The organism is Paenibacillus selenitireducens (assembly GCF_002021565.1).
Lineage (GTDB): Bacteria > Bacillota > Bacilli > Paenibacillales > Paenibacillaceae > Paenibacillus_K > Paenibacillus_K selenitireducens.
In genome coordinates this window covers 127,710-149,965 of the sequence record NZ_MSZX01000012.1, presented here as the reverse complement: position 1 = coordinate 149,965, position 22,256 = coordinate 127,710, and the positions used below count along the sequence as shown (strand labels likewise).

At 44.2% G+C, this 22,256-nt stretch carries 22 protein-coding genes and 2 other annotated features (1 of these 24 only partly in view); of the genes, 19 read left to right on the top strand and 3 right to left on the bottom strand.

Annotated elements, in window-relative coordinates; translation table 11 throughout:
- The first annotated feature begins 17 nt into the window (after positions 1 to 17).
- From BVG16_RS25520 to rfbD, 9 genes are all read left to right on the top strand, one after another.
- Complete coding sequence (locus BVG16_RS25520; protein ID WP_078502024.1) at positions 18 to 1,217, top strand: polysaccharide deacetylase family protein; 1,200 nt, start codon at positions 18 to 20, stop codon at positions 1,215 to 1,217.
- Positions 1,218 to 1,229: 12 nt separating this feature from the next.
- Entirely contained in the window at positions 1,230 to 2,477 is a 1,248-nt protein-coding gene (locus tag BVG16_RS25515) for a glycosyltransferase family protein (RefSeq protein WP_078502023.1), read from the top strand.
- Positions 2,478 to 2,481: 4 nt separating this feature from the next.
- On the top strand, positions 2,482 to 3,831 hold the full coding sequence (locus BVG16_RS25510; RefSeq protein WP_078502022.1) for an O-antigen ligase family protein: 1,350 nt from the start codon (positions 2,482 to 2,484) through the stop codon (positions 3,829 to 3,831).
- Positions 3,828 to 5,255, top strand: a complete 1,428-nt coding sequence (locus BVG16_RS25505) for a glycosyltransferase (protein ID WP_078502021.1) — start codon at positions 3,828 to 3,830, stop codon at positions 5,253 to 5,255. Before BVG16_RS25510 ends, BVG16_RS25505 begins: the two co-directional genes overlap by 4 nt.
- A gap of 100 nt (positions 5,256 to 5,355) precedes the next feature.
- Positions 5,356 to 6,459: a right-handed parallel beta-helix repeat-containing protein gene (locus BVG16_RS25500; RefSeq protein WP_078502020.1), complete on the top strand. Its 1,104-nt coding sequence runs from the start codon at positions 5,356 to 5,358 to the stop codon at positions 6,457 to 6,459.
- Positions 6,460 to 6,475: 16 nt separating this feature from the next.
- Positions 6,476 to 7,684, top strand: a complete 1,209-nt coding sequence (cps2T, locus tag BVG16_RS25495) for a beta 1-4 rhamnosyltransferase Cps2T (protein ID WP_078502019.1) — start codon at positions 6,476 to 6,478, stop codon at positions 7,682 to 7,684.
- A gap of 26 nt (positions 7,685 to 7,710) precedes the next feature.
- Positions 7,711 to 8,811, top strand: a complete 1,101-nt coding sequence (gene tdh / locus BVG16_RS25490; protein ID WP_078502018.1) for an L-threonine 3-dehydrogenase — start codon at positions 7,711 to 7,713, stop codon at positions 8,809 to 8,811.
- A 24-nt stretch (positions 8,812 to 8,835) separates the two neighbouring features.
- Positions 8,836 to 9,393, top strand: a complete 558-nt coding sequence (rfbC, locus tag BVG16_RS25485; RefSeq protein ID WP_078502017.1) for a dTDP-4-dehydrorhamnose 3,5-epimerase — start codon at positions 8,836 to 8,838, stop codon at positions 9,391 to 9,393.
- A 4-nt stretch (positions 9,394 to 9,397) separates the two neighbouring features.
- Entirely contained in the window at positions 9,398 to 10,261 is an 864-nt protein-coding gene (rfbD, locus tag BVG16_RS25480) for a dTDP-4-dehydrorhamnose reductase (RefSeq protein WP_158081790.1), read from the top strand.
- A gap of 890 nt (positions 10,262 to 11,151) precedes the next feature.
- Here rfbD and BVG16_RS25475 read toward each other — a convergent pair.
- Positions 11,152 to 11,562, bottom strand: a complete 411-nt coding sequence (locus BVG16_RS25475; RefSeq protein ID WP_078502015.1) for a bactofilin family protein — start codon at positions 11,560 to 11,562, stop codon at positions 11,152 to 11,154.
- A 3-nt stretch (positions 11,563 to 11,565) separates the two neighbouring features.
- Entirely contained in the window at positions 11,566 to 12,546 is a 981-nt protein-coding gene (locus BVG16_RS25470; RefSeq protein ID WP_233147169.1) for a M23 family metallopeptidase, read from the bottom strand.
- Between the two features lie 195 nt (positions 12,547 to 12,741).
- On the opposite strand from BVG16_RS25470, the gene cls reads away from it, so the two are divergent.
- The 10 genes from cls to BVG16_RS25420 all read left to right on the top strand — a co-directional run bounded on the left by cls (position 12,742) and on the right by BVG16_RS25420 (position 21,161).
- Positions 12,742 to 14,172 (top strand): cardiolipin synthase, encoded by a 1,431-nt coding sequence (cls, locus tag BVG16_RS25465; RefSeq protein WP_078502013.1) that lies wholly within the window; start codon positions 12,742 to 12,744, stop codon positions 14,170 to 14,172.
- A 95-nt stretch (positions 14,173 to 14,267) separates the two neighbouring features.
- Positions 14,268 to 14,459, top strand: a complete 192-nt coding sequence (locus tag BVG16_RS25460; RefSeq protein WP_078502012.1) for an H-type small acid-soluble spore protein — start codon at positions 14,268 to 14,270, stop codon at positions 14,457 to 14,459.
- Positions 14,460 to 14,632: 173 nt separating this feature from the next.
- Positions 14,633 to 15,097 carry a tRNA (adenosine(37)-N6)-threonylcarbamoyltransferase complex ATPase subunit type 1 TsaE gene (gene tsaE / locus BVG16_RS25455; RefSeq protein ID WP_078502011.1) on the top strand — a complete coding sequence of 155 codons (465 nt, stop codon included), beginning with the start codon at positions 14,633 to 14,635 and terminating at the stop codon, positions 15,095 to 15,097.
- Between the two features lie 6 nt (positions 15,098 to 15,103).
- On the top strand, positions 15,104 to 15,928 hold the full coding sequence (gene tsaB / locus BVG16_RS25450; RefSeq protein ID WP_078502010.1) for a tRNA (adenosine(37)-N6)-threonylcarbamoyltransferase complex dimerization subunit type 1 TsaB: 825 nt from the start codon (positions 15,104 to 15,106) through the stop codon (positions 15,926 to 15,928).
- 16 nt (positions 15,929 to 15,944) lie between these two features.
- On the top strand, positions 15,945 to 16,466 hold the full coding sequence (rimI, locus tag BVG16_RS25445; RefSeq protein ID WP_078502009.1) for a ribosomal protein S18-alanine N-acetyltransferase: 522 nt from the start codon (positions 15,945 to 15,947) through the stop codon (positions 16,464 to 16,466).
- Complete coding sequence (gene tsaD / locus BVG16_RS25440) at positions 16,459 to 17,502, top strand: tRNA (adenosine(37)-N6)-threonylcarbamoyltransferase complex transferase subunit TsaD (protein ID WP_078502008.1); 1,044 nt, start codon at positions 16,459 to 16,461, stop codon at positions 17,500 to 17,502. The genes rimI and tsaD overlap by 8 nt, the downstream gene beginning before the upstream one ends.
- 203 nt (positions 17,503 to 17,705) lie before the next feature.
- On the top strand, positions 17,706 to 18,623 hold the full coding sequence (locus BVG16_RS25435) for an ABC transporter ATP-binding protein (protein WP_078502007.1): 918 nt from the start codon (positions 17,706 to 17,708) through the stop codon (positions 18,621 to 18,623).
- 13 nt (positions 18,624 to 18,636) lie between these two features.
- Positions 18,637 to 19,380, top strand: a complete 744-nt coding sequence (locus tag BVG16_RS25430) for an ABC transporter permease (RefSeq protein WP_078502006.1) — start codon at positions 18,637 to 18,639, stop codon at positions 19,378 to 19,380.
- Positions 19,381 to 20,559, top strand: a complete 1,179-nt coding sequence (locus BVG16_RS25425) for a sensor histidine kinase (RefSeq protein ID WP_078502005.1) — start codon at positions 19,381 to 19,383, stop codon at positions 20,557 to 20,559.
- Positions 20,556 to 21,161, top strand: coding sequence for a response regulator transcription factor (locus BVG16_RS25420; RefSeq protein WP_078502004.1), 606 nt, complete (start codon positions 20,556 to 20,558; stop codon positions 21,159 to 21,161). The genes BVG16_RS25425 and BVG16_RS25420 overlap by 4 nt, the downstream gene beginning before the upstream one ends.
- A gap of 53 nt (positions 21,162 to 21,214) precedes the next feature.
- Here the strand turns inward: BVG16_RS25420 and BVG16_RS25415 are convergent, their stop codons facing one another.
- Entirely contained in the window at positions 21,215 to 21,700 is a 486-nt protein-coding gene (locus BVG16_RS25415) for a CcdC family protein (RefSeq protein ID WP_198957535.1), read from the bottom strand.
- Positions 21,701 to 21,850: 150 nt separating this feature from the next.
- Positions 21,851 to 22,128: a binding site (T-box leader), on the top strand.
- A 52-nt stretch (positions 22,129 to 22,180) separates the two neighbouring features.
- Positions 22,181 to 22,256, top strand: a binding site (T-box leader); it runs 207 nt beyond the window's last position.

Below are 22,256 nucleotides of genomic sequence, written 5' to 3'. Positions count from 1 at the left end.
GGTAAGGGGAAAAATAAATGATTATAAAGCCCTGTAAGTGGTATGGAAATGCCGATTCGCCCGTTATGTTTATGATCGATGATCTAGCTAATACGTGGGTGGATACAAATCGAAATGGTGTTTTAGATTTAGGGGAAGATTGGGGGTATTTCAAGGATCGAGATAACTCTTCATTTCGTTATTTAACAGAAAGAATTCTGCAACATTTCCCTCATCTTAAAGTGACTTTCTTTGTACCTGTGGGCATGCGGGCAGGCATGATCAAAAATGCGTTAATTAGGACTGTATCCAAGTGCATCAATGCGGATAAAGAAAGTAAGCGGTTTTTTAAACAAATTCATGATCATCCAAACTATGAACTTGCTTATCATGGCACGACACACGGCATAGTAGGTCCTCATGCTGCAGACTTTATTCAAGAATGGGAGACATTTCAAAGCGTTGATGAGGCTCTTTCCCAGATGGGCAAAGGGGTGGATATCTATTACGATGCTATTGGTCAAAAACCCCGAGGCGGCAAATATTGTGGTTATAAGGGGAATGAATACTCTGATGATAGCATTGACCTTGCTGGCTTTTCGTGGTGGTGTAGATATTGGAACCGTGGCCATGGACGAGGTGGTGATAAGACCATTGCAGGTCCGGATGAAGACCCACTCATGAATTATGATATTAAGCGATTTGGTGAAAGTGCGGTCATTGATATTCCGTCTACATTAGATGGTGGGTTGTTAAGAGGTGCAAGCCAAAATAATTATCCAGTTGCAAAAACGATGAAGCGCTTTTTGAAAAAATCTTTAGTACGTTGGAAGCTACGTGAAATTGATTTTTTATTGGAACATAAGCTTGTTATTAGTATACAAGAGCATATTGCCCCTTCACGAGATGATGGAAAAAGGCAAAGCCCGAATATTTTTGACGATACAGATAGTTTGCTAGGTATATTTGAATATTTAAGAGGAAAAAACGTATGGTATTGTACAGGATCCGAGCTCGCTGACTATGTAAATGTGAGGGACTATTTAAGCATAACTCAAAAGAGTGAAGATACATTCAAGTTTAATGATGATCTGAAATATAGTAATCACAACATCACTTTAAGTTTTAGTGAATTGAACCCCTTCAAGATAATTCTCCCGAACCATTCTATCATTGATGTTACGGATGGGGTGGCGAGCCTGCCCGTGATGAAGGGCGAGTACACGATCGTAATCTAAAGGAGAAATCTGATGAAGCCGAAAATAATTGTTGTGACAGACTATATTGAAGGTCAACCGGTAGCAGCATCCATTCGATATTCAGGGCTTATGAAGTACATTGCAGAGAATTATACGGTCTATACATTCAATGATATAAAATACGGTTCAGCACCTAGTCAATATGCGACGGAAAATTATAAATATAAAACGCCAGACAGCCGATTTACACAGTCTATTCAGGCGGGGACGAAATTGGGTTTAGATTCAAGAAGAGGGTGGTTCGAGCAGATTCTCCGCACGAAATGGGTAATATCGATATGGAGAAATTACAAATACAGCGGCTTTACGTTTAAGCGATTGAATCCAGACTTATTTACACAAATGAATCGGTTATTAAGAACGGAGGATATACATGCTGTTTTTGTTACCGTACCGGACATTTACGGTTTATTTGTCATGGATTACATACATCGTATTGCACCACATATCCCCAAAATCATTGAAATTCGAGATATTATTAACCACAACATTGGTGAAGGAAATCCGAAGTTTGCGTTCAGAAGGGCTGAGCACATGATTTCCAGATTAGCAGATGAGATCGTGGCAGTCACGCGAGGAATCTATCAGCATTATGAACAACAAAATACGAACCGGAATATCCATTTGATTAAGAACGGGTATGATGAACAAATATTTCGGAATTGTACATATCAAAGCATGGATACAAAGAAAAAACATATGATTGTGAGTCATATCGGTTCGATCTATAAAGGAAGAAGTATAGGTGCCTTCATTGAAGGTCTTTTACTATTTTATCAGCATACCGGGGTTTGCATTACATTTAATATCGTAGGCGTGTTAGACCAACAAGCGCAGGATGAACTGAAAAGTGTGGATATCAGAGATGCTGGAGTGAACATTCGTGTCATTGGAAGTGTTGCTCATACGGTGGCGGCTTCTTATCTGAAAGAGACAGATATCGCAGTTATTCTCACCCATAAGAAAGGAAGCGAATATGCCATTCCAGGTAAAACTTTCGAATATATTGGGGCTTGTAAACCTATATTAGCTGTAACCGAAGATCCAGAATTATACACGCTTATTCATCAGAAATACGGCGAATGCTGCAGGCATGATGCTATAGATATCGCTAATGGATTACACCGAATCATGGCGCACGAATATGATTTTTCAGATCGATTGCAATATTCTAGAGAATTTCAGGCGCTACAAATTATGCAAATCATTGATCAGAAAATAATGTCTAAGAGGGCATGACTTTATGTACTTAATTATATTGATTCTATGCGTCCCTGTATTATTAGCGGGATTTCTTTTTATTGTGAATGGATTTAAGGGAAACTATGTACATTACGCTATATTAGGTTTTCTTATTCTAAGTATTATTAGCGGTATTCGATTTAACATTGGTTATCAAAACATTTATGTAGACCTACCCGTTGTTGTCTTGTTTATAATAAATTTTTCTTTAATTACACATTTGATGTTAAAAAATAAAATGGCTGTCATATCGGTTGATCAAGCGTTTAAAAATAAACTCCTTTTATTATTATTGTTGTTGGCAGGAATCATTTTAATTTTATTCTTGCAAGGGTATGTGTTAAATATCTATGATACAAGTTTATACACCTATCATCTGAATGTATTTATAAATGTGGCATTGTTAGCAGTTATGTTCTATTGTTTGTCATTCATGAATTTTAATGCGACAACCTTTTTTATGATTATCTCAGTCTATGCATTAGCCAATTCATTATTAGGTGTTATGCAATATATTTTTAATAAGTCGTTTCTACCATTCAGCGCCCAGGATACTATAGATTACTATGAAGGCGTTACGATAACCAAACGGGTATTCGGCTTTGTAGGTGCTAGTAACGGTGCGGGTAATCTGGGAGCGATTCTGTTTTCTGTATTACTGTATTATCATTTGAAGAGAAGAAGTTATGTTTCATTGTTCATTCTATTATCCAATGTGATATTTGTGATCTTAACGTTCACCAGAATTGGATATATGTCTATTATTGCTCAGCTGCTAGTATATATTCTTTTCTCAAAGATACAGGATTATAATCACTGGATAAAAAGAATTCTGGTAGGGATTTGCAGTGTATTTGCAGTATTGATTGCCTACCGTCTGTTCTATCATGACATTTATCAAGTATTAGTGGTGAGTCGAGGGGATACGGAATCGCATCGTTTTACCCAATTTAATACAGCATTCGAGTTATTTAAAGAGCATATCTGGTTTGGAATTGGTGCTGGGCAATATATTCCCTTTATGCAGTCTAATTTTGGCGTGAATGATATTGCTCTTCACTCGCAATTTATGAATATTATGGTGGAACAAGGTTTGATTAGTATCCTGTTTTTTATCGTTATTTATATTTCTTTATTTGTTTGGTGTTTAAAGATATACAAGGAAGAGCGATGGTTGCCGATTTCTTTGGCGATAGGTAATCTTATTGTTGTTAATTTTAATCCTAATCAGTATTACAGCATTTGTATCTATACCTTTTTTATATTAATTTACGGGCTTGTTTTTCTTAAAAGAACGCACGGCTATACAGATATGTTATCCACGAGAGGTAGGAATGTTGAACTGAAATGAAAATCTTACATGTTTCACTGGGCTTGCCCCCTTATCGTACTGGCGGTCTGACTAAATATTGTATGGATCTCATGCTAACGCAGATTGAACAAATGAATGAAGTTGTTTTGCTGTATCCTGGACATCACCAGCCTGGGTCTAGAAGCTATATTCGTAAAGATAGAGTGGAGCAGGGCATCCAGGTATATGAGATTGTGAATCCTCTTCCAGTGTCCCTGATGGGGGGAATTCGAAAGCCTAAGAAGTTTATGAAGACATCCCACATGGATCATTATGTTACATTTCTTCAAGAAATTAATCCAGATCGCGTTCATCTCCACACATTTATGGGGATTCATCGTTCTTTTTTGGAAGCTGCGAAAAGCATGCAAATTCCTATTGTTTTTACGACGCATGACTATTTTGGAATATGTCCGAAAGTGAGTTTGCTCGATAGCGAAGGTGGATTTTGCAATGATTATGGAGATGGTGCTAAATGTATCGATTGTAATCGTCAAAGCTACCGTTCGATGACCCTGTTTCTGATGCAAACGAAATACTATCGTAAATGGAAGAATAGTAACCTAATTAAGGCGTTACGTGCGCGTATGAAAAAGACAATAACAGACAAAGAAATGAAGAAAAAGGTTGTGCCTAAGACAACGATTGTACCTGTTAACCCTAAATTGGCACGAGAATACGGCATGTTGCGTTCTTATTATATAGATATGATGAGATGTGTTGACTATTTTCATTTTAATAGTACGGTATCAAAAATGATATATTCGCAGTATTTGGATGTGAAAGGAGAAGTCATTTCTATATCGCATCGAGATATCGTGGATCAAAGGAAAATAAGGGAGTTTCATACAAAAGATATGCCTTTACGATTAACCTACCTAGGACCGGTTGATACGTATAAAGGTTTTTTTTTATTGAAAGAATGTTTGGATCATATATCGCAAACAACGAATCACCTTTGGCATTTAAAGGTATATGGCGGAGGTTATGTAGAGCAAACCAAAGAAGATCAGAGCCGATATTCTTACAAAGGGAGATATGGTTATGAGCAACTAGAAGAAATATTCAATGAAACGGATTTATTAATCATACCTAGCTTATGGAAAGAAACGTTTGGCTTTATTGGATTAGAGGCGTTAGCGCACGGGGTTCCAAGCTTAGTATCTGACTATGTCGGATTTACAGATTTAATTCAAGATGGACAGAATGGCATGTTATTTCAGCCTAATTCCCATGACCTTATCGATAAACTGTTAATAGTTATGGAGGATCGAGAATACTTAAGCCAATTAAACCGTAACATTTGTACGATGGACATTCATTTCACGATGGATCAACATGCGAAGGTCATGACCGATTTTTATTGTTCTATGAAGAATTCAAAGCTTTACAAGGATCACTTAACTCTAGGGGTCATGCATTAATTTAGTTATAAGGTCCCGGTAAACTATCCGTATCCAATAAAAGATTTGATCAATATATTACTAGAGAAACGGAGATGATAGTTGAAGGGGAGTGATAAAGATGCCAGATATTAATGTAAAAGATTTCGGAGCTAAAGGCAATGGCGTGACGGATGATTCGAATGCGATACAACAAGCAATAAATAGTATAAAGAATACGGGCGGCAGCATTTTATTTCCTGATGGAGTATATAAAGCGAATTTTACGATCAGCTCATCAAACATTACCGTAACAGGAACAGGCACGATAAAGGGGAGTATTAATCTTTATGGGCAGGTAACTACAACCGATCGGTACAATGGCGGCACCAGTAATGTAAGAATTGAGAATATAACCATTCAAGGCGATAAAACGCGGAATGGGATTAACTGCAAGTGGTATGTAGGTGTTAAAATCACGAATGTTCGATTCATCAATTGTTTGAAAGCTGTATACTTCGAAAAAGTAGACAAAACACAACATTGCTCTCGATTTATCATTTCCAACAACCAACTCATAGATTGTAATTATGGGCTTTATGTGGACTACATTCAACCCACGGATGGCGGATCTTTTGTTGTGGGGGATGTCCATTTCTCGAATAACATGTATGAGTCTAGAGCGGGATATGCAGGTGCGTTTGGTAATATGTATCATATTTATGCCGAAGGATTGGACGGACTGATTTGTAAGGGAAATACCTTTTTCTTTGGGCATACCGGCGTCGAGCAATCTAATATTTATATTAACAATTTTAACTGGGTCATTATCGAGGGAAATCATTTGTTTGAAGCGCAGGATAGTGCCGTGATTTGTAAGAATGGCAGCAATTTGATTGTTACGAATAATAATGTTGCTTGGGCACTGAAATATGGGGTTTACCTTTCTAATATCATCTCAGGCGTCATTAACGGAAATAATCTGACATGGAAGTCAGGCGAAGATATCCAATCCGTTGGTGTTTATTTGGAGAAGAGCCCCTATTTCATTGGGAATATTTCGAATAATAATATATTTTTCCCTGGTATATGCGCAATTCAAATAAAAGACAGCTCTTATATAAATATTCAAGGGAACGTTGGTCGCGCTCAATATGGAAAGAGTCAGGCGGTACAGGTGGACACCGCAACAACAAGTATTATGGTGACACAAGCTAACAATCAGTTCACTAATTTCAAAGCTTAAGTTGAGGGATATGAATATGACGAGACATGTGTTTATCATTGGTTCGAAGGGAATTCCGGCGAAGTACGGCGGTTTTGAGACTTTTGTAGATCAATTGACGCAACGTAGATCAACGGAAGATATACAATATCATGTCTCATGTCTTTCAGATCAGACGGGTGAGTTTAGGCATCATGAAGCGAGATGTTTTCAAGTGAAAGTACCTCAGATGGGTAGTGCAAGAGCTGTTTTATATGATGTACTAAGTTTACGGTCTTGTATTGCGTATATCCGAAAGAATCGAATAGAACATAGCATTGTCTACATTCTGGCCTGTCGAATTGGGCCTTTTTTTTATTTCTACAAAAGAATATTAGCTAAAATGGGTGTTCAAGTATTTGTAAATCCGGACGGTCATGAATGGAAAAGAGGTAAATGGAATGCACTTATTAAGAGGTATTGGAAATTATCAGAGCGTCTTATGGTCAAACATGCGGACTTACTAGTCTGCGATTCCAAAGGGATAGAACAATATATTCAGCATGATTATGCGAAATATACGCCAAAGACGACCTATATTGCCTATGGAGCTGATTTGAAGAAATCGAGTCTTGAAGATCATCAGGACATTTTTGTAAACTGGAAAAGTCAGTTTGAAATTCAAAGTCATCAATATTACTTAATGATCGGGCGTTTTGTTCCGGAAAATAATTATGAGCTCATTATCAAAGAATTTATGAAATCCACGACGAGGAAGCAACTCATTATTATTACAGGTATTGAGAAAAATGCATTCTATCAAGAACTTCTCGAGAAGACGAGGTTCGATCAAGACCCCAGGATTCAATTTGTTGGAACGGTATACAATCAACAACTCCTTAAAAAAATCAGAGAGCAGGCTTACGGATATTTGCATGGACATGAGGTGGGAGGTACCAATCCATCTCTGTTGGAAGCGTTGGCTTCTACGAAGCTCAATCTACTGTATGATGTGATCTTTAATCGTGAGGTTGCGGAGGAGAGTGCCATCTATTTTACAAGAGTAGAGGGTTCTTTATCTTCGCTATTGGATGCAGCGGATCAACTTACCATTGAAGAGGTCGAATCCTATGGGAATGCCGCGAAGGAACGGATTAACCTGCATTTCTCATGGGACACCATAGTTCATCAATATGAGGAATTATTTATAACCGAGAAAGCTATTTCAGTTGAAAATGATATCACGCTAGTTCATGTGAATTCGTGAATTTACAACCAAAGGTGGAGAAACCCATGGAAAAAACCATGATCGGCTTAGTCAAAGAAAATAGAGGACCAGGTGCAGTGCTTAAGGAAGTACCTGTACCGACAATTGGTCCAGATGAAGTATTGGTACGCGTCAAAGCGAGTTCCATCTGCGGAACGGACGTACATATTTATAACTGGGATGCATGGGCGGAAAAGTCGGTGGTTACGGGGAACGTGTTCGGACATGAGTTTGCGGGGATTGTCGAGGAGATCGGCAGTCGGGTGGCAAATGTACGCCTTGGCGATCATGTGTCTGCCGAAGGCCATATGGTATGCGGGCATTGCAAACCCTGTCGCACAGGGAATGCACATGTCTGCTTGAACACGCGCAGCTTTGGGATTACAGCACCGGGATGCTTTGCAGAATATGCCGTTGTGAAGGCGAGCAATATCATCCTTAACGATCCGGATATGCCCTTTTCGTTAGCATGTTTGCAAGATCCGTTAGGCAATGCGGTACAGACGGTATTGTCAGGCGACATTGTGGGTAAATCTGTAGTGATCATCGGAGCGGGTTTAATTGGGCTCATGTCCATTGCTGTTGCGAAAGCTTGCGGTGCGGGCCGAATTATCGCTGCCGATATTAATCCTTACCGTTTGGATATGGCGCATCAGATGGGGGCCGACGTACTGATCGATAGCACGAAGAAGAAGCTCTCTCAAGCCATTCTTGAGCATACAAATGGGGAAGGCGCAGAAGTCGTATTAGAAATGTCGGGACATCCTGAGGCGATGCGTGAAGGGTTCGAAGGGGCTGCACATGCTGCACGCGTATCTTTACTGGGCATACCAACAGCAGATGTTGCATTAGATATGGGGCAGATTATTTTTAAAGGGATTCGTGTCGAAGGGATTACCGGGCGCAAGATGTATGAAACATGGTATCAAATGAAGGGGCTTCTGGCGCGAAACGTGTTGAACCTGGAAGGGTTAATAACGCATACCTTTACGTTGGACCGTTATGAGGAAGCCTTTGACTTGATGCGCCAAGGATTATGCGGGAAAGTCGTTTTCTTGCATGAGTTATCAAATCATACCGCGTCCGCATATAACAATAGAGAGCATTCATTTCAGGTGATTTCATAGATTTCGGAAAAAGGATGTGTACATGTGCGTGTAATTTCAACACCTTTAGACGGCGTCGTATTGGTTGAACCAGACGTATTCGGTGATGCCAGAGGATTCTTTATGGAAAGTTATCATGCCGAGAAATTCGCTGCGGCAGGCATTCACATGAACTTCGTACAAGATAATCATTCCTTGTCCGAACAGGCGGGGACGCTTCGCGGGCTCCATTACCAGCTTGCTCCAAAAGCGCAGACGAAGCTGGTGCGCGTATTGGTCGGAGCGATTTACGATGTGGCCGTGGATATTCGACCGGAATCGAGCACATTTGGTCAATGGTACGGCGTCATCTTAAGCGCCGAGAATAAGCGTCAGCTCTTGGTACCGCAAGGATTTGCCCATGGATTCTGTACGATTGTTCCGAATACCGAAGTCAGCTATAAAGTGGATCAATTCTATGCGTCTGCCCATGATCGCGGGATCTTGTGGAATGATCCGGCATTGTCGATTCCATGGCCAACAGAACATCCGCATTTGTCTGATAAAGATCAGAAGCATCCCGTGCTAGCTAAGGCGCAATTATCTCTTGATGCGGAGGGATGAAGGCATGGCAACTCAGTCTCCAAAAGTACTGATTACAGGCGCTGACGGCCACCTAGGCAAGGTATGCTGTGAGATGCTGTCGTCGCTGGATTACCATGTCATTGCATGCCATAAGAAAGACGTGGATATCAAAGACGAGTCTCAAGTGATAGAGGCTTGTCTCGCCCATCAGCCGCACATCATCATTCATACAGCGGCTTTCACGGATGTGGATAGGGCGGAAGTGGAGCCAGAGGAAGCCTATCGTGTGAATGCTTATGGAGCTCGTCATATGGCGCTTGCTGCAAAGACCATTGGCGCGAAGCTTGTTCATCTCAGTACGGATCAGGTCTTTCAGGGGACATCAGAACAACCCTATAAGGAGATGGATTACGCTTTGCCGGTGAATGTCTATGGAGCCTCTAAATTAGCCGGTGAACGGTTTATTCAAGCCATTCATGAGGAGCATTTCATTATTCGCACAGCATGGTTGTTCGGAGCCGATGCCGTGGAGATCGAGATCGACCGATATTCATCCGCTTCGCCGTCATCTTTATGGAATCTTCAATATGATACGATAGCATGTCCCACCTATATCCCGGATCTAGTCTCTTACATGATGATGCTGATGGAGACAACCCATTACGGACTCTATCATATGACGAATAGCGGATATGGGTCGAAAACTGATTTTATGCAAGCGATCGAATCTCAGATCGCTAGACCTGTATACATGGAACATAGCAAGGATGATTTTCGAGCGGAGCCGTCGAGGTATGCTAGACAGCCGTCACACCTTGTTCTTGCGTCGACAGCATTGAAGCGAATTGGATTAGCTCCCCTCCGCGATTGGCGCGAAGCTCTTACGTCATGGGTGAAAGATTCGTAGAAGCGAGCTTTATCGAGGAAATTTGTCATTTTTAAAGATTAAGCACATATACATATGTATAGTTAAAATTGACAATTTACGAGAAATGGTGTAACGTAGATGATGATACATATTGTAACATTATTACATTTACATACATCGTGCTAGGTTCAATTCGGCTTCAATGGAGGTTGAGTAAATTGAGAGCAATCCATACGGAATTCATCTATTGTTTGGCATGCAATACGACACAGCCAACACATCTGAGACGCATTGTTTTTACTACAGGATATTACCGCGTTGGGGTGCCACTCGGTTGCTGTGAATCATGCTATTCTCTGTCCCCCATGCAAGAACAGTTCATGGCCATTGCTATGCCAGAACCTTCTTCCGCGAAGTAAAGTCCCGCATCCATGAATATCGATGAGGCGCATTTTTGGTTTTGGCAGCCGCTGTAAAGTTCGTTTCCAGTCGATTCATCATGACTAATTACAAAGAACAGACCGCTCCTCTAATGAGGGGCGGTTTTTTTTGTCGTTCGATGTTTAGCATCCTGTTATTTAAAGAACGGCATTTCATTGTTCAGGTCCATGCTTCTATTTGTCGGGTTTACCGGATTACCCAATCTATTTTTGTTAATAATCTGTCCCGCTGAAATCGAACGTCCAGAGAGGTCTTTCCCAGCTCTATGGGTGGGCAATCTCATAGGGAGCATCCTGTTGTTATTGGTGACCTTAGCCTGCATGCTCGTGCTAGGTCTGAACTATGTATCTGCACTGCCCTACCCCAGTTATGAGCTGGCTCAGAATAATTTTGTCACTCTATATGCTCGTAATCGGATTATTGATTCCATTGCTGCTGTGGTTGGTGGATGGTGTCCGAAGAAGGATTCAGCGTTTTTAGAGGAGCAGCTAACCTGCCTGCTTGTTATTCTTATGGGATGTGGAGGATTCAGACTCTTGCATCATGGACAGAGGTTCTATCTTTTCGATTCTGCTCTCGCCATTGAAGACCGCACCCTCATGAATGATAATGGAGGGCCCTGTGTAATTCCCGTGCAGCTGCCCGCTGCTCATAATCATCAGATGCCCCTTGGTCGTCACATCGCCAAGCACCTTGCCTGCTATAATGACTTCTCTTGCATGAATGTTCGATTCTGCAATGCCGTGCTCGCCAATCACAACATTCCCAGTGGCTTCAATTTCGCCTTGAAATTTCCCGTCAATACGTAAAGAGCTTTGACATTTAATCTGACCCTCAATGGTCGTCCCTTGACCGATCAACGTATCGATTTGACGAAGCTTTTTGTTGCGTCCCAGCATAAGTCATTCCTCCTCCGTTGGCATAATAAAAGGCAATGGATCAATCGGTTGGTCTTCTTTCACAATTTGAAAATGAAGGTGCGGACCCGTACTGCGCCCCGTATTTCCAAGTCGACCTATTCGTTCGCCCTTCACAATTCGCTCGTCCTCGCGGACATCAATGCGGTGCAGATGCATGTACCAGGTTTGGTACCCCTTCGAATGCTCAATGACAATGTACTTTCCACGCGAACCATCGGATCCTGTCGTGATCACTTTCCCATCTGCAGCAGCAAATACCGGGTCTCCTACGGATCCTGCGATGTCAACTCCGGCATGAAAAGCAGCACGCCTCGTCATGGGATCACGACGATAGCCGAAGCTGGAGGTCAGACGTCTGGATGAAGTAGGCCATCCCGTGGGCGTATTCTGGAACACATCCTTTACGTGCTGCACGGTGTTGGATACATTCTGTCTCATGACATCCAGGATGGCTTCCATCTGGTCATACTCCTGGGTTGTCTCTTGTGCAAGACGCATAATCTCATCTTGGTCCACCGGGAAGTAATCGCCTCCGATATCCTCCATCGCATCCCAGGGGAGTGAGGTGACGATCGTCTCTTTGGGTTGATCGGTTTTGGCATACTTCTGGATGAGGGATTGAAGGGTGCTCTCCATGGTATTGATATGTTCCATGCGCGCTTTCATCGATTGGGCATCAGAGGAGAGACGAATGATTTCATTCTGCAGCTCATCAATGGTCTGTTCACTCGCCTGAACTTCCAGCTTCGATGCGGTTGCATTAGCATGGATCGTATGCTGTAAACCTTCAATCTGAGAAGCCGCGTTCATTTTTAGCCCTACGATATAGCTTGAGACGGATACCGCGGTGAGCAAAGGGACAGATACAAGCAACATCATGGGCACATCGACCTGTTTGACCCCTTGCGTGGCATCTCGAATGACAAGAAGGGACCATTTTTTTGTTAACCATCTTTTTTTCATAGGTTCTCCTTTCCACGTGGAAGGCATAACCGTTCTTAGAATAGACTACTATAGATGCGATTGTATTCCGTTGTCCATGGAAACATGCTAAAAAAATCGACGTATGGCGATTATGAAGTTTGGTGTAAGGGTATAGGTAATTGATATTCATGTGAAAACTAAGAGATACAGTGTTCGTTAGGGGGGAGAGAAGCTATGGCATGGTTGGCGCTTGCATTAATCATATTTATTTTCCAAATTGCGACCATTCTCATTGTAGAATATCGGCATCCATCGAAGGCTGTGGCATGGCTGCTTATCTTGTTTTGCTTTCCCGTCATCGGGTTCGCGGTCTATTATTTCGTCGCTCAAGATTATAAAAATCGGCGGAAAGTTCGTAAGAAAGGCACCCATTTGTTTCGCAAAAGGAAAAAGGCGATCTGGCAGAACTCGTCTATCATTACACGTCCATTTCAGAGCAATAACTTTGAACTTCGCAGAGAAAGCCGATTGTTCCGATTGTTGTCCCATTTGTCGGAAAGTCCGATCAGCGGCTGCAATGATACGGAGGTCTTAACGAACGGAGAAGCCACCTATGAGGCCATGTTCAAGGCGATGGAGAAGGCGGAGCATCATATTCATTTGGAATTTTATATTTTTCGAGGAGATCGCATTGGAACCCGATTTCAGCAGCTGCTATTGAAGAAAGCGCGTGAGGGCGTGAAGGTGCGTATTATTGTCGATGGGCTCGGGAGTTACGGGTTGAATGCGAGATTCGTTAAGCCGTTACGGGATAGCGGAATTGAGTTTTTTAGCTTTTTACCGCCATTATTTGCTTTGTATCATCGCAAAGTGAACTTTCGGAACCACCGTAAAATTTTAGTGGTCGATGGAAAAGTAGGATTTGTCGGCGGCATTAATATTGGCGATGAATATTTAGGCAACGATAAGAAGCTCGGATTTTGGCGGGATACGCAGATTCAGCTGAAAGGCGATGCCGTGTATTTTCTACAGAATACATTCATTAACGACTGGTTTGTCGTATCGAATAGAGAACTAGACGATCCTGAACTCTATCCAAGTCATCATTGCCAGGGTTCAGAACAAGTGCAGATGATCGCGAGCGGTCCCGATTCCCGATGGGATGCGATTCAGGAGATGTTCTTCGGAGCGATCTCTGTAGGGAAGCAGCGTATCTATATTCAGACCCCCTATTTTATTCCGGACCTGAGCATTTTTACGGCACTGAAAACGGCAGCGGTCAGTAAAGTAGATGTGCGCGTCATTATTCCAGGGGTGAACGATTCGAAGCTGGTGAACCTCGCTTCATTATCCTATGTCGAGGAGCTGATGCAAGCGGGTGTACGATTTTATCAATATCAGAAGGGGTTTATGCATGCCAAGATCGTAATTGTGGATCATATGCTGGCATCCGTAGGTACGGCGAATATGGATATGCGGAGTTTATTTAGTAATTTCGAACTGAATGCCGTATTATTCGAACGAAGTACGATCGAGCGGTTATATGTGGATTTCGAGCAAGATTTGAAGGACAGCAAGGAGATTATACTCAAAGAATTCGAGCAGCGTTCCAGAATGCAAAAGATCAAGGAGATGCTGGCTCGTATGCTCTCTCCGCTGTTATAGATGAATTGCAATTTTTGGTGAATGGTACATCAAGGGATCGGGTATATTGTAAAAGATCATCGCACGCGTAACCGCAACTTGAGGAGGAATAACGAATGGATGTGCAACGCGCACAGCAAATCTATGAGAGTAAAGACACGATTCCAGTACATCTGGATGATGGCAATTCTGTATGGATCGAAAATGTAGATATCGCGAATAAAATGGCTACCGTGCAAGTAGGTACAAGTCCAACGGATACAATGACGGTATCTGTTGATCGGCTGCAGGAGCAGAAGTTCCAGTAGAAAGTGATGAAATCGGATGTGAATTTGAGAAGCCCGAGCCCTCAGTGCGTAAGACGTGCTGCCAGGGATCGGGCTTTTTTTGTGCAGGGTATGCAATATTGCAGGCAGAGGCAAGGATGATATAATAAAGGACATGAACCCCCCTAGAATTGGAGTTGAAGGTGTTGTCGCACATGTTTACATTTCGATCTGCGTCTGAAGCGGATACGGAGCAACTGGCCAAACGGCTGGCCTACTGGATAGAACCGGGCGCTGTTATTGCATTGGACGGCGATTTAGGAGCTGGGAAGACGCGCTTTTCACAAGCGCTCGCACGAGCGATCGGGGTGAAGGATGTGGTAAACAGCCCGACGTTTACGATTATTAAAGAGTATGAAGGAGCGAAGCTTCCTTTTTACCATATGGATGTATATCGGATTTCGATGGAAGAAGCGGACGAGCTGGGGCTTGATGAATATTTTTACGGCGAAGGCTTAACGGTTGTCGAGTGGTCTAGCCTGATTACAGAGCTTCTCCCGCCCGCGCATCTTCATATTTACATTGAATATGCTGGAGAGACAGAACGCCTGTTTCATTGTAAAGCGCAAGGGGTGCCCTATGCATCATGGTGCGAGAAACTGAACGAGAATGGAGTATAGTCAATCATGACGGAACAACAGATGTCGCAGAAACGGTACTTGGCCATAGATACTTCTACCCATATGCTGACTGTCGCAGTGGTAGAGGGAACGAAGGTATTGAAGGAAATTTGCTCTTCGGCAGAACGGAATCACTCTTTATATTTGACGCCGACGATTAAAGAAGCGCTGGATGCGCTGGCTCTGCAAGTACAAGATATAGATGGGATTATCGTAGGTCGCGGACCTGGTTCTTACACAGGTGTCCGCATTGGTGTTACGGTGGGGAAAACACTCGCATGGGTCTCTAAAAAGCCTATTGTCGGCGTATCCAGTCTGGAAGGTTTGGCGTTAGCCGGGTGGCAGCAAGGAACGGAGATGCTCCAGGATTCACCGCGTGAGGTCATGCTTCCTTTGGGTGAATGGGTTGAAGGACAAGCTGATGTACATTGGGTGATCCCTATGATGGATGCGCGTCGCGGACAAGTCTATACGTCGCTATGGCAAGGACAATTGAATGGTGAGAAGATTGGATGGCAAGGGGTTCAGGAGGATCGGGTTCGTCTGATGAAGGATTGGGTAGACCAATTAATAGAACGAACCGTCACGGAAGGTATTCCGTCCCATATTTGGGTTGTCGGTGACGTGGAACTGCATCGAACAGAGGCTGAACGATTACAATCGAGTATCGGCTGTCCCGTAAGCATTGTGCCGAATACCATGGAAGCGCGTTGGTTGGGACTTACTGGAGGCAAGCGATTGTTACAAGGGGAGTCAGATGATGCGCACCGCCTGGAACCGAATTATACGCAGCTGGCAGAAGCGGAAGCGAACCTGCTTAAGAAGCAGTAAAAGGAGGATTCGAATCATGGAAGAGCAGGAAAAACGGACGGATAACGGTCTCTGTTTTCGATTGATGCGTCTGGAAGATATTCCGACCATCGTGGAGTTAGAGAAACAAGCTTTTACGCTACCATGGACCGCCGAAGCGTTCCGCAATGAATTGAAACGGAATCATTTTGCCCGCTATATGGCGATGGAATTGGACGGGAAGATTATCGGTTATGGCGGCATGTGGACGATTATGGATGAAGCCCATGTGACGAATATTGCGGTTCATCAGGACTATCGGGGACAGAAACTTGGGGCAAGATTGCTATCCGAAATGATGCGAACTGCAAGTTATGTGGGCATGCGTAAAATGACGCTGGAAGTCCGCGTATCCAATACGGTTGCGCAGAATTTATATAAGAAATTTGGGTTTACATCCGCCGGGATACGTCCGCGTTATTATTCGGATAACAATGAAGATGCGATGATTATGTGGGCAGACATCCCTGCGGAATGGGGAGCGATTGGAATGGAGGAAGCGGGTGACAACCATGAGTAACGAGCGTAATGATAACCCGAGTTATATTCTTGCGATAGAAACGAGTTGCGATGAAACCTCCGTTGCTGTCATCAAAAACGGCAAAGAGATCTTATCAAATATTGTCGCAAGTCAGATTGAGACGCATAAACGGTTCGGTGGAGTTGTTCCGGAAGTGGCCTCGCGCAAGCATGTGGAGACCATTACGGTGACGATTGAAGAAGCGGTGGAGGAATCAGGCATTGCGCTAACAGATCTATCCGCCATCGCGGTAACCATGGGGCCCGGCTTGGTCGGTGCACTCCTGGTCGGCGTCGTAGCGGCGAAATCCTTAGCCTTAGCATTGGACTTGCCATTGATCGGAACGCATCATATTGCGGGACATATCTACGCGAATCAGCTCGTGCATGAGATGGAATATCCGTGTCTGGCGCTGGTTGTGTCGGGTGGGCATACGGAGCTCGTGCTGATGGAGCGGGAAGGTGTCTTCCAAGTGATTGGGCGAACACGCGATGACGCTGTTGGTGAAGCTTATGATAAAGTAGCACGTGCGCTCCAATTTCCGTATCCCGGAGGACCTCACGTGGATCGCCTTGCGCAGGAAGCGGAAGGCGCGGTGGAATTGCCTCGTGCTTGGCTAGAACCTGGATCGTATGACTTTAGCTTCAGTGGATTGAAGTCCGCAGTATTGAATGTCATTAATCAGACAAAAATGCGGAATGAGAATCTGGACTTCTCGAAAGTGGCGCGGGGTTTCCAGGAATCTGTCATTGATGTATTAACCGAGAAATCCATCCGTGCGGCAAAAGAGTACGGTGTGAAGCAATTGGTTCTATGTGGCGGGGTGGCTGCCAATCGGGGATTGCGAGAAGCGCTAACCGCGCGTTGTGATAAGGAAGGATTGCCGCTCTTGATCCCGCCATTCTCCCTGTGCAGCGACAATGCAGCAATGATTGGGGCGGCTGCCTATTTGAAGTGGAAGCGCGGCGAAATTACGACGCAAGAGATTAAAGGGGAACCAACATTGTCTCTAGAGGCATGGTCTGTTCAAAGCTAATCTGAATCATACCAAGTTCAAAATGATATATGTTGTTTGAAGAAGAGAAGGGCCTCAGGGTCCTTCTTTTTTTGTGCCCTGTGACTCTTTCTGACAAATGTCATATGCACTTCATGACAACCTACACTAATTGTGGATACGGCTTCTTCGCTACAATAAGGACATCAAGTAACGAAGATCACGATAGCGAAGGATGATAAAAGATGACAAAAGCCATTGAATGTATAAATCTCGTGAAGCAATTCGGCGATTTCCGCGCCGTTGATCAAATAAACCTCCAATTCGAACAAGGTCGAATATCCGCATTACTCGGACCGAATGGCGCTGGCAAGACCACGACGATATCCATGATGCTCGGGATGATGAGACCGACGTCAGGTGAAGTTCGGGTATTAGGATTACCTTCTGGTACGAAAGAATTACGTCAACGTGTCGGAGCGCTTATGCAAGATGTGCGGGCAGCGGATGGGCTCACGGTCAGAGAAGTGCTTCAACTGTTCCGCAGTTATTATCGGAATCCGATGTCGCTTGAGCGATTGTTCGATATATCAGGCCTTCATGCCGATGCGAAGCGTAGAGCTTCGGCGTTGTCAGGAGGACAGCGCCGCAGATTGGCTTTCGCGCAGAGCTTGGCAGGGAATCCGGAGCTTATCGTGCTTGATGAGCCTACGGTAGGGATGGATGTCGAGGCGCGCGGACGCTTCTGGGAGACGATTCGAGCGCTCGCAAGCGATGGTCGTACGGTGCTCTTAACCACGCATTACTTGGAGGAAGCAGATGCGGTCGCGGATCACATCGCGGTAATTGCGAATGGATGTGTCGTCGCAGAAGGGGCGCCTGAAAGGTTAAAAGCACAGGCAGCGCTTCGAACGGTTTCTTTTCGATCTGCGAATGCCCCGAAAGAACATGAATGGCTCCAGCTGCCCGGTGTCGAGAAGGCAGAATGTTATGGAGATCGAATTCGTCTCCACGCACATGAGACCGATCAATTGCTATTCACCCTCATGCAGTCCAATTGGGGAGTTACAGATATTGATGTACAGTCAGCCAGCTTAGAAGATGCCTTTCGTAGTCTTACGGACACGAACCGATCTACCCTGACGAAAAATAGTCTATCCTAGGAGGAATCTCATCATGTTACAGATGTTCATTGCCCAAACCAAGGCGGAAAGCCTTCGAATCATACGCAGCCCGTTCTTCTTATTATTCTCAATCGCGATGCCGCTGGGATTCTACTTCTTATTTACGAGCTTAAACGGAGCGGATAAGTCCATTCAATCCACGACATGGGGCGTATTCTCGCTGATGTCCATGACTGCATTCAGTTTGATCGGTACCGCAGTGAGTCAATTCGGTATACGTCTATCCTTCGAACATCAAGACGGATGGGTACGTTTGCTGCGATTAACTCCGCTAACTCCAGCCGTCTGGCTTGGAAGCAAGCTTGTAGCACAAATGGTTATTCAACTGATCGTGATCTCTGTTATTTTTCTATCCGCTGGTCTTGTACATGATATACAACTTTCGGGGGGCCAGTGGATTTCTTGTGGATTGTGGTTATGGATGGGCAGCCTGCCTTTTCTGGCTCTAGGAGCTTTGTTAGGAACACTTAAGAATGCCAATACGGCCATTGCGATCGGGAATATCTTGCAAATGGGGCTTGCGATCATGGGTGGGCTGTGGATGCCGCTTAGCACGCTGCCGCAATGGATGCAATCTATAGGAGAATGGCTTCCTTCACACCGATACGCGAATGGCGCATGGAATATGGTTGCTGGAAATACGCCCGCTAGCATGGATTTCATGATATTGATAGGCTGTGGTCTCGGATGTATGGTACTATCAGTGTATATTTTTAATCGACGGGAAGCGGTGTAATTGAATCTAGAGAAATGGCGGCTGTTTCCAAGATCAGAGGGAGTCGCCCCCTATTTTTTGATCACGAATCTACTTATTCCAGTGTATTTTTTACTTCACGAGCCATCTCGAACACAGTGGATTGGTTTTGTTCTGCTTGGCTTATTCGTTATATTGTTTCGCCAATTCTACTATCATGCCAAATGGGCTCCACAAATCCTATTGACACAGGTGGGTATACTCTTGATTTTAGCGGCTGTGTTCCACCCGATGTATTCTTTTGCAGGGTTTATGATCGCTCATCCGCTCAGTAAACAAAAGTTGACGATATTACTCTCGACGACCATTGCGTTCATCATAGGCATGGGGGCTATCGTTGTTCCTTATATAGGTGAAGCGGGTCCCCAATTATGGTTCGGATTGCTGACGCCTGTATTCGGCGTCTGTGTTCTGCCGTATATCATTCGGGCTTCGATACAATTTCAGCAGATGACTGAGCGGCTGCGAGGAGTAACCGCAGAACGAACGGCGCAACAGGAAGAACGCCAGCGCATAGCACGTGAGCTACATGATACCTTGGGACATACGTTATCTTTAATTGCATTAAAGGGGCAGGTCGTGGAGAAATTGGTCGAACGCAATCCTGAAAGAGCCATACAAGAGGCTCGTGAAATACGCGAAACGGCGCGTGCCGCCCTGAAACAAATGCGTGAACTAGTTACAGAGATGAAAGTTGCCTACTTTGCTGACGAATATAAGCATGCCGTTTCCTTATGCTCGACTGCTGGAATTAAGCTTAAGTTTGAATACCAATCGGTTTCGGATCGCTCGCCTTCCAATGGATTGGATGGAGACGCTTTAGCGAAGAATCCGCTCCCGTTAACACCGCTTCAGGAGACGGTGCTAGCGATGTGCTTTCGCGAGATGATAACGAACGTGGTACGGCATAGCCGGGCAATAAGCTGTATGGTCCTTTTGGAGATTCAAGAAGGGGAAGTCCGTGTAACCGTAAGTGATGACGGCATTGGATTAGACCCGGATCAAGCCTATAACAGCAGCAATGGTATGGCTGGATTACGGCAGCGTCTTGTCCTGGTAGACGGTCGTATGTCGCTTTCATCATCGTCAGGCAAAGGGACGGAAGTATCTGTACATATTCCTCGAGTAATACGCAATGAGAAAGTAGGTGCCATGGGATGATTCGAATTATTCTGGGAGAAGATCAACGATTATTACGGGGAGCATTGGCAACCTTGCTATCGTTGGAAGATGATATTGAAGTTGTTGGTGAGGCCGAAAATGGGGAAGAAGCGTTATCATTAATTCAGCAATTTCAGCCCGATATCGCAGTGTTGGACATTGAGATGCCGTTAAAAACAGGGTTAGATGTTGCCGAAGCGATTCAGCATTCCGGGGGAGCTTGTCGTGTGATTATCCTGACGACGTTTGCGCGCCCCGGCTATTTTCAGCGAGCGATGCAGGCTGGGGTATATGGCTATATGCTCAAAGATACAGACAGTGATGAATTATCGGATGCGATTCGTCGGGTTCATGATGGCAAACGTGTGATCAACGCGGAATTGTCCCTCGCGGTATGGGAGAATCCCTGTCCATTGTCCCCTAGAGAGCGCGATGTTATGAAGCTAGCTTCTCAGGGATTAACTCTTCAAGAAATCGGTGCTCAGCTATTCCTGTCCTATGGAACCGTACGTAATTATATGTCGGAAGCGATCAGTAAGCTTGGAGCAAATACGCGAATCGAAGCGATAGAGATTGCACGTAAAAAAGGTTGGCTGGATTAAGAGAAACCCTCGCGGATGGCGAGGGTTTCTTCAGATAATACAGTATGATAAAGTCATTCCGAATGCGATGATTGTAGTTTGCGATACTGCATGAGCATGGCTAGACGCCACGGCAGCAACATGCCGAAGGCAAGGATGAAGAACAGGCCGGCACTTTGCGGAACCGTAATATATTGCTCGAGCACGTCATGAAGGATGACACGCAGCACGAGAAGGCCGACAATGACAACGATAAACATATTCGAGCGTTTCAGATAGACTTGATTATCTTTATGTTCGAATCGTGATGTTTTGATTAAGGGATAAGAGAACAGAACAGCCCCGACTAGGAACGATAATAGTGCCCAACTCCATGGAACCCGGAATATAGGGACGACGAACATCAGGAACCCGGAGACCATTCCAACAGGCGGCATTATTATTTTTTTCATTGAAGTTGGTTTGTTCGCGGCGCGCAGACGGAGAAAGATGACCGCTGAGCCGCCGAATATAGATGCGAAAATGGAAAGGCCATGCATAGATAACCATGAACCAGCCAAGGAAATCACCTCATCGTAGATAAGTAGTTTTTTTCGTTGCAATGTGTATTATATCACAACGGATGATGAGAAACCTCCAATTCCAAAAAAGATGTATTGACATTCCAAAATCAGGGGAATATAATAACAATCAATTATCAACTAATATTTGTAAACGCAATGAACAGGAGTAGTACGTTAAGCTGGGTTCAGAGAGCTGCGGGTCGGTGCAACGCAGTCGAAGGGATAACGGAAGCTCGCCTGGAAGCGGAATGGTGGAACTTGGGCTGCGGCTTAGGCAGTACATCATTACGGATAACCTCCGTGATCGGGTGGCGGCGAAATGATTGTCCGGACATCATTTTGTTGGCATGAGGTGGACGTCAGATTTACGAGTGGCGTCAACAAGAGTGGTACCGCGATGGACTTTACAGCCTGTCGTCTCTTATATAGAGATGGCAGGCTTTTTGTATGCCGACATAAGCAAGTGAGTTGAATAATATAAACGCAATGAATGGAAGTAGTAAGGATTGTCACGGGAAATCAGAGAGCTGCGGGGGGGTGCAACGCAGTCGAA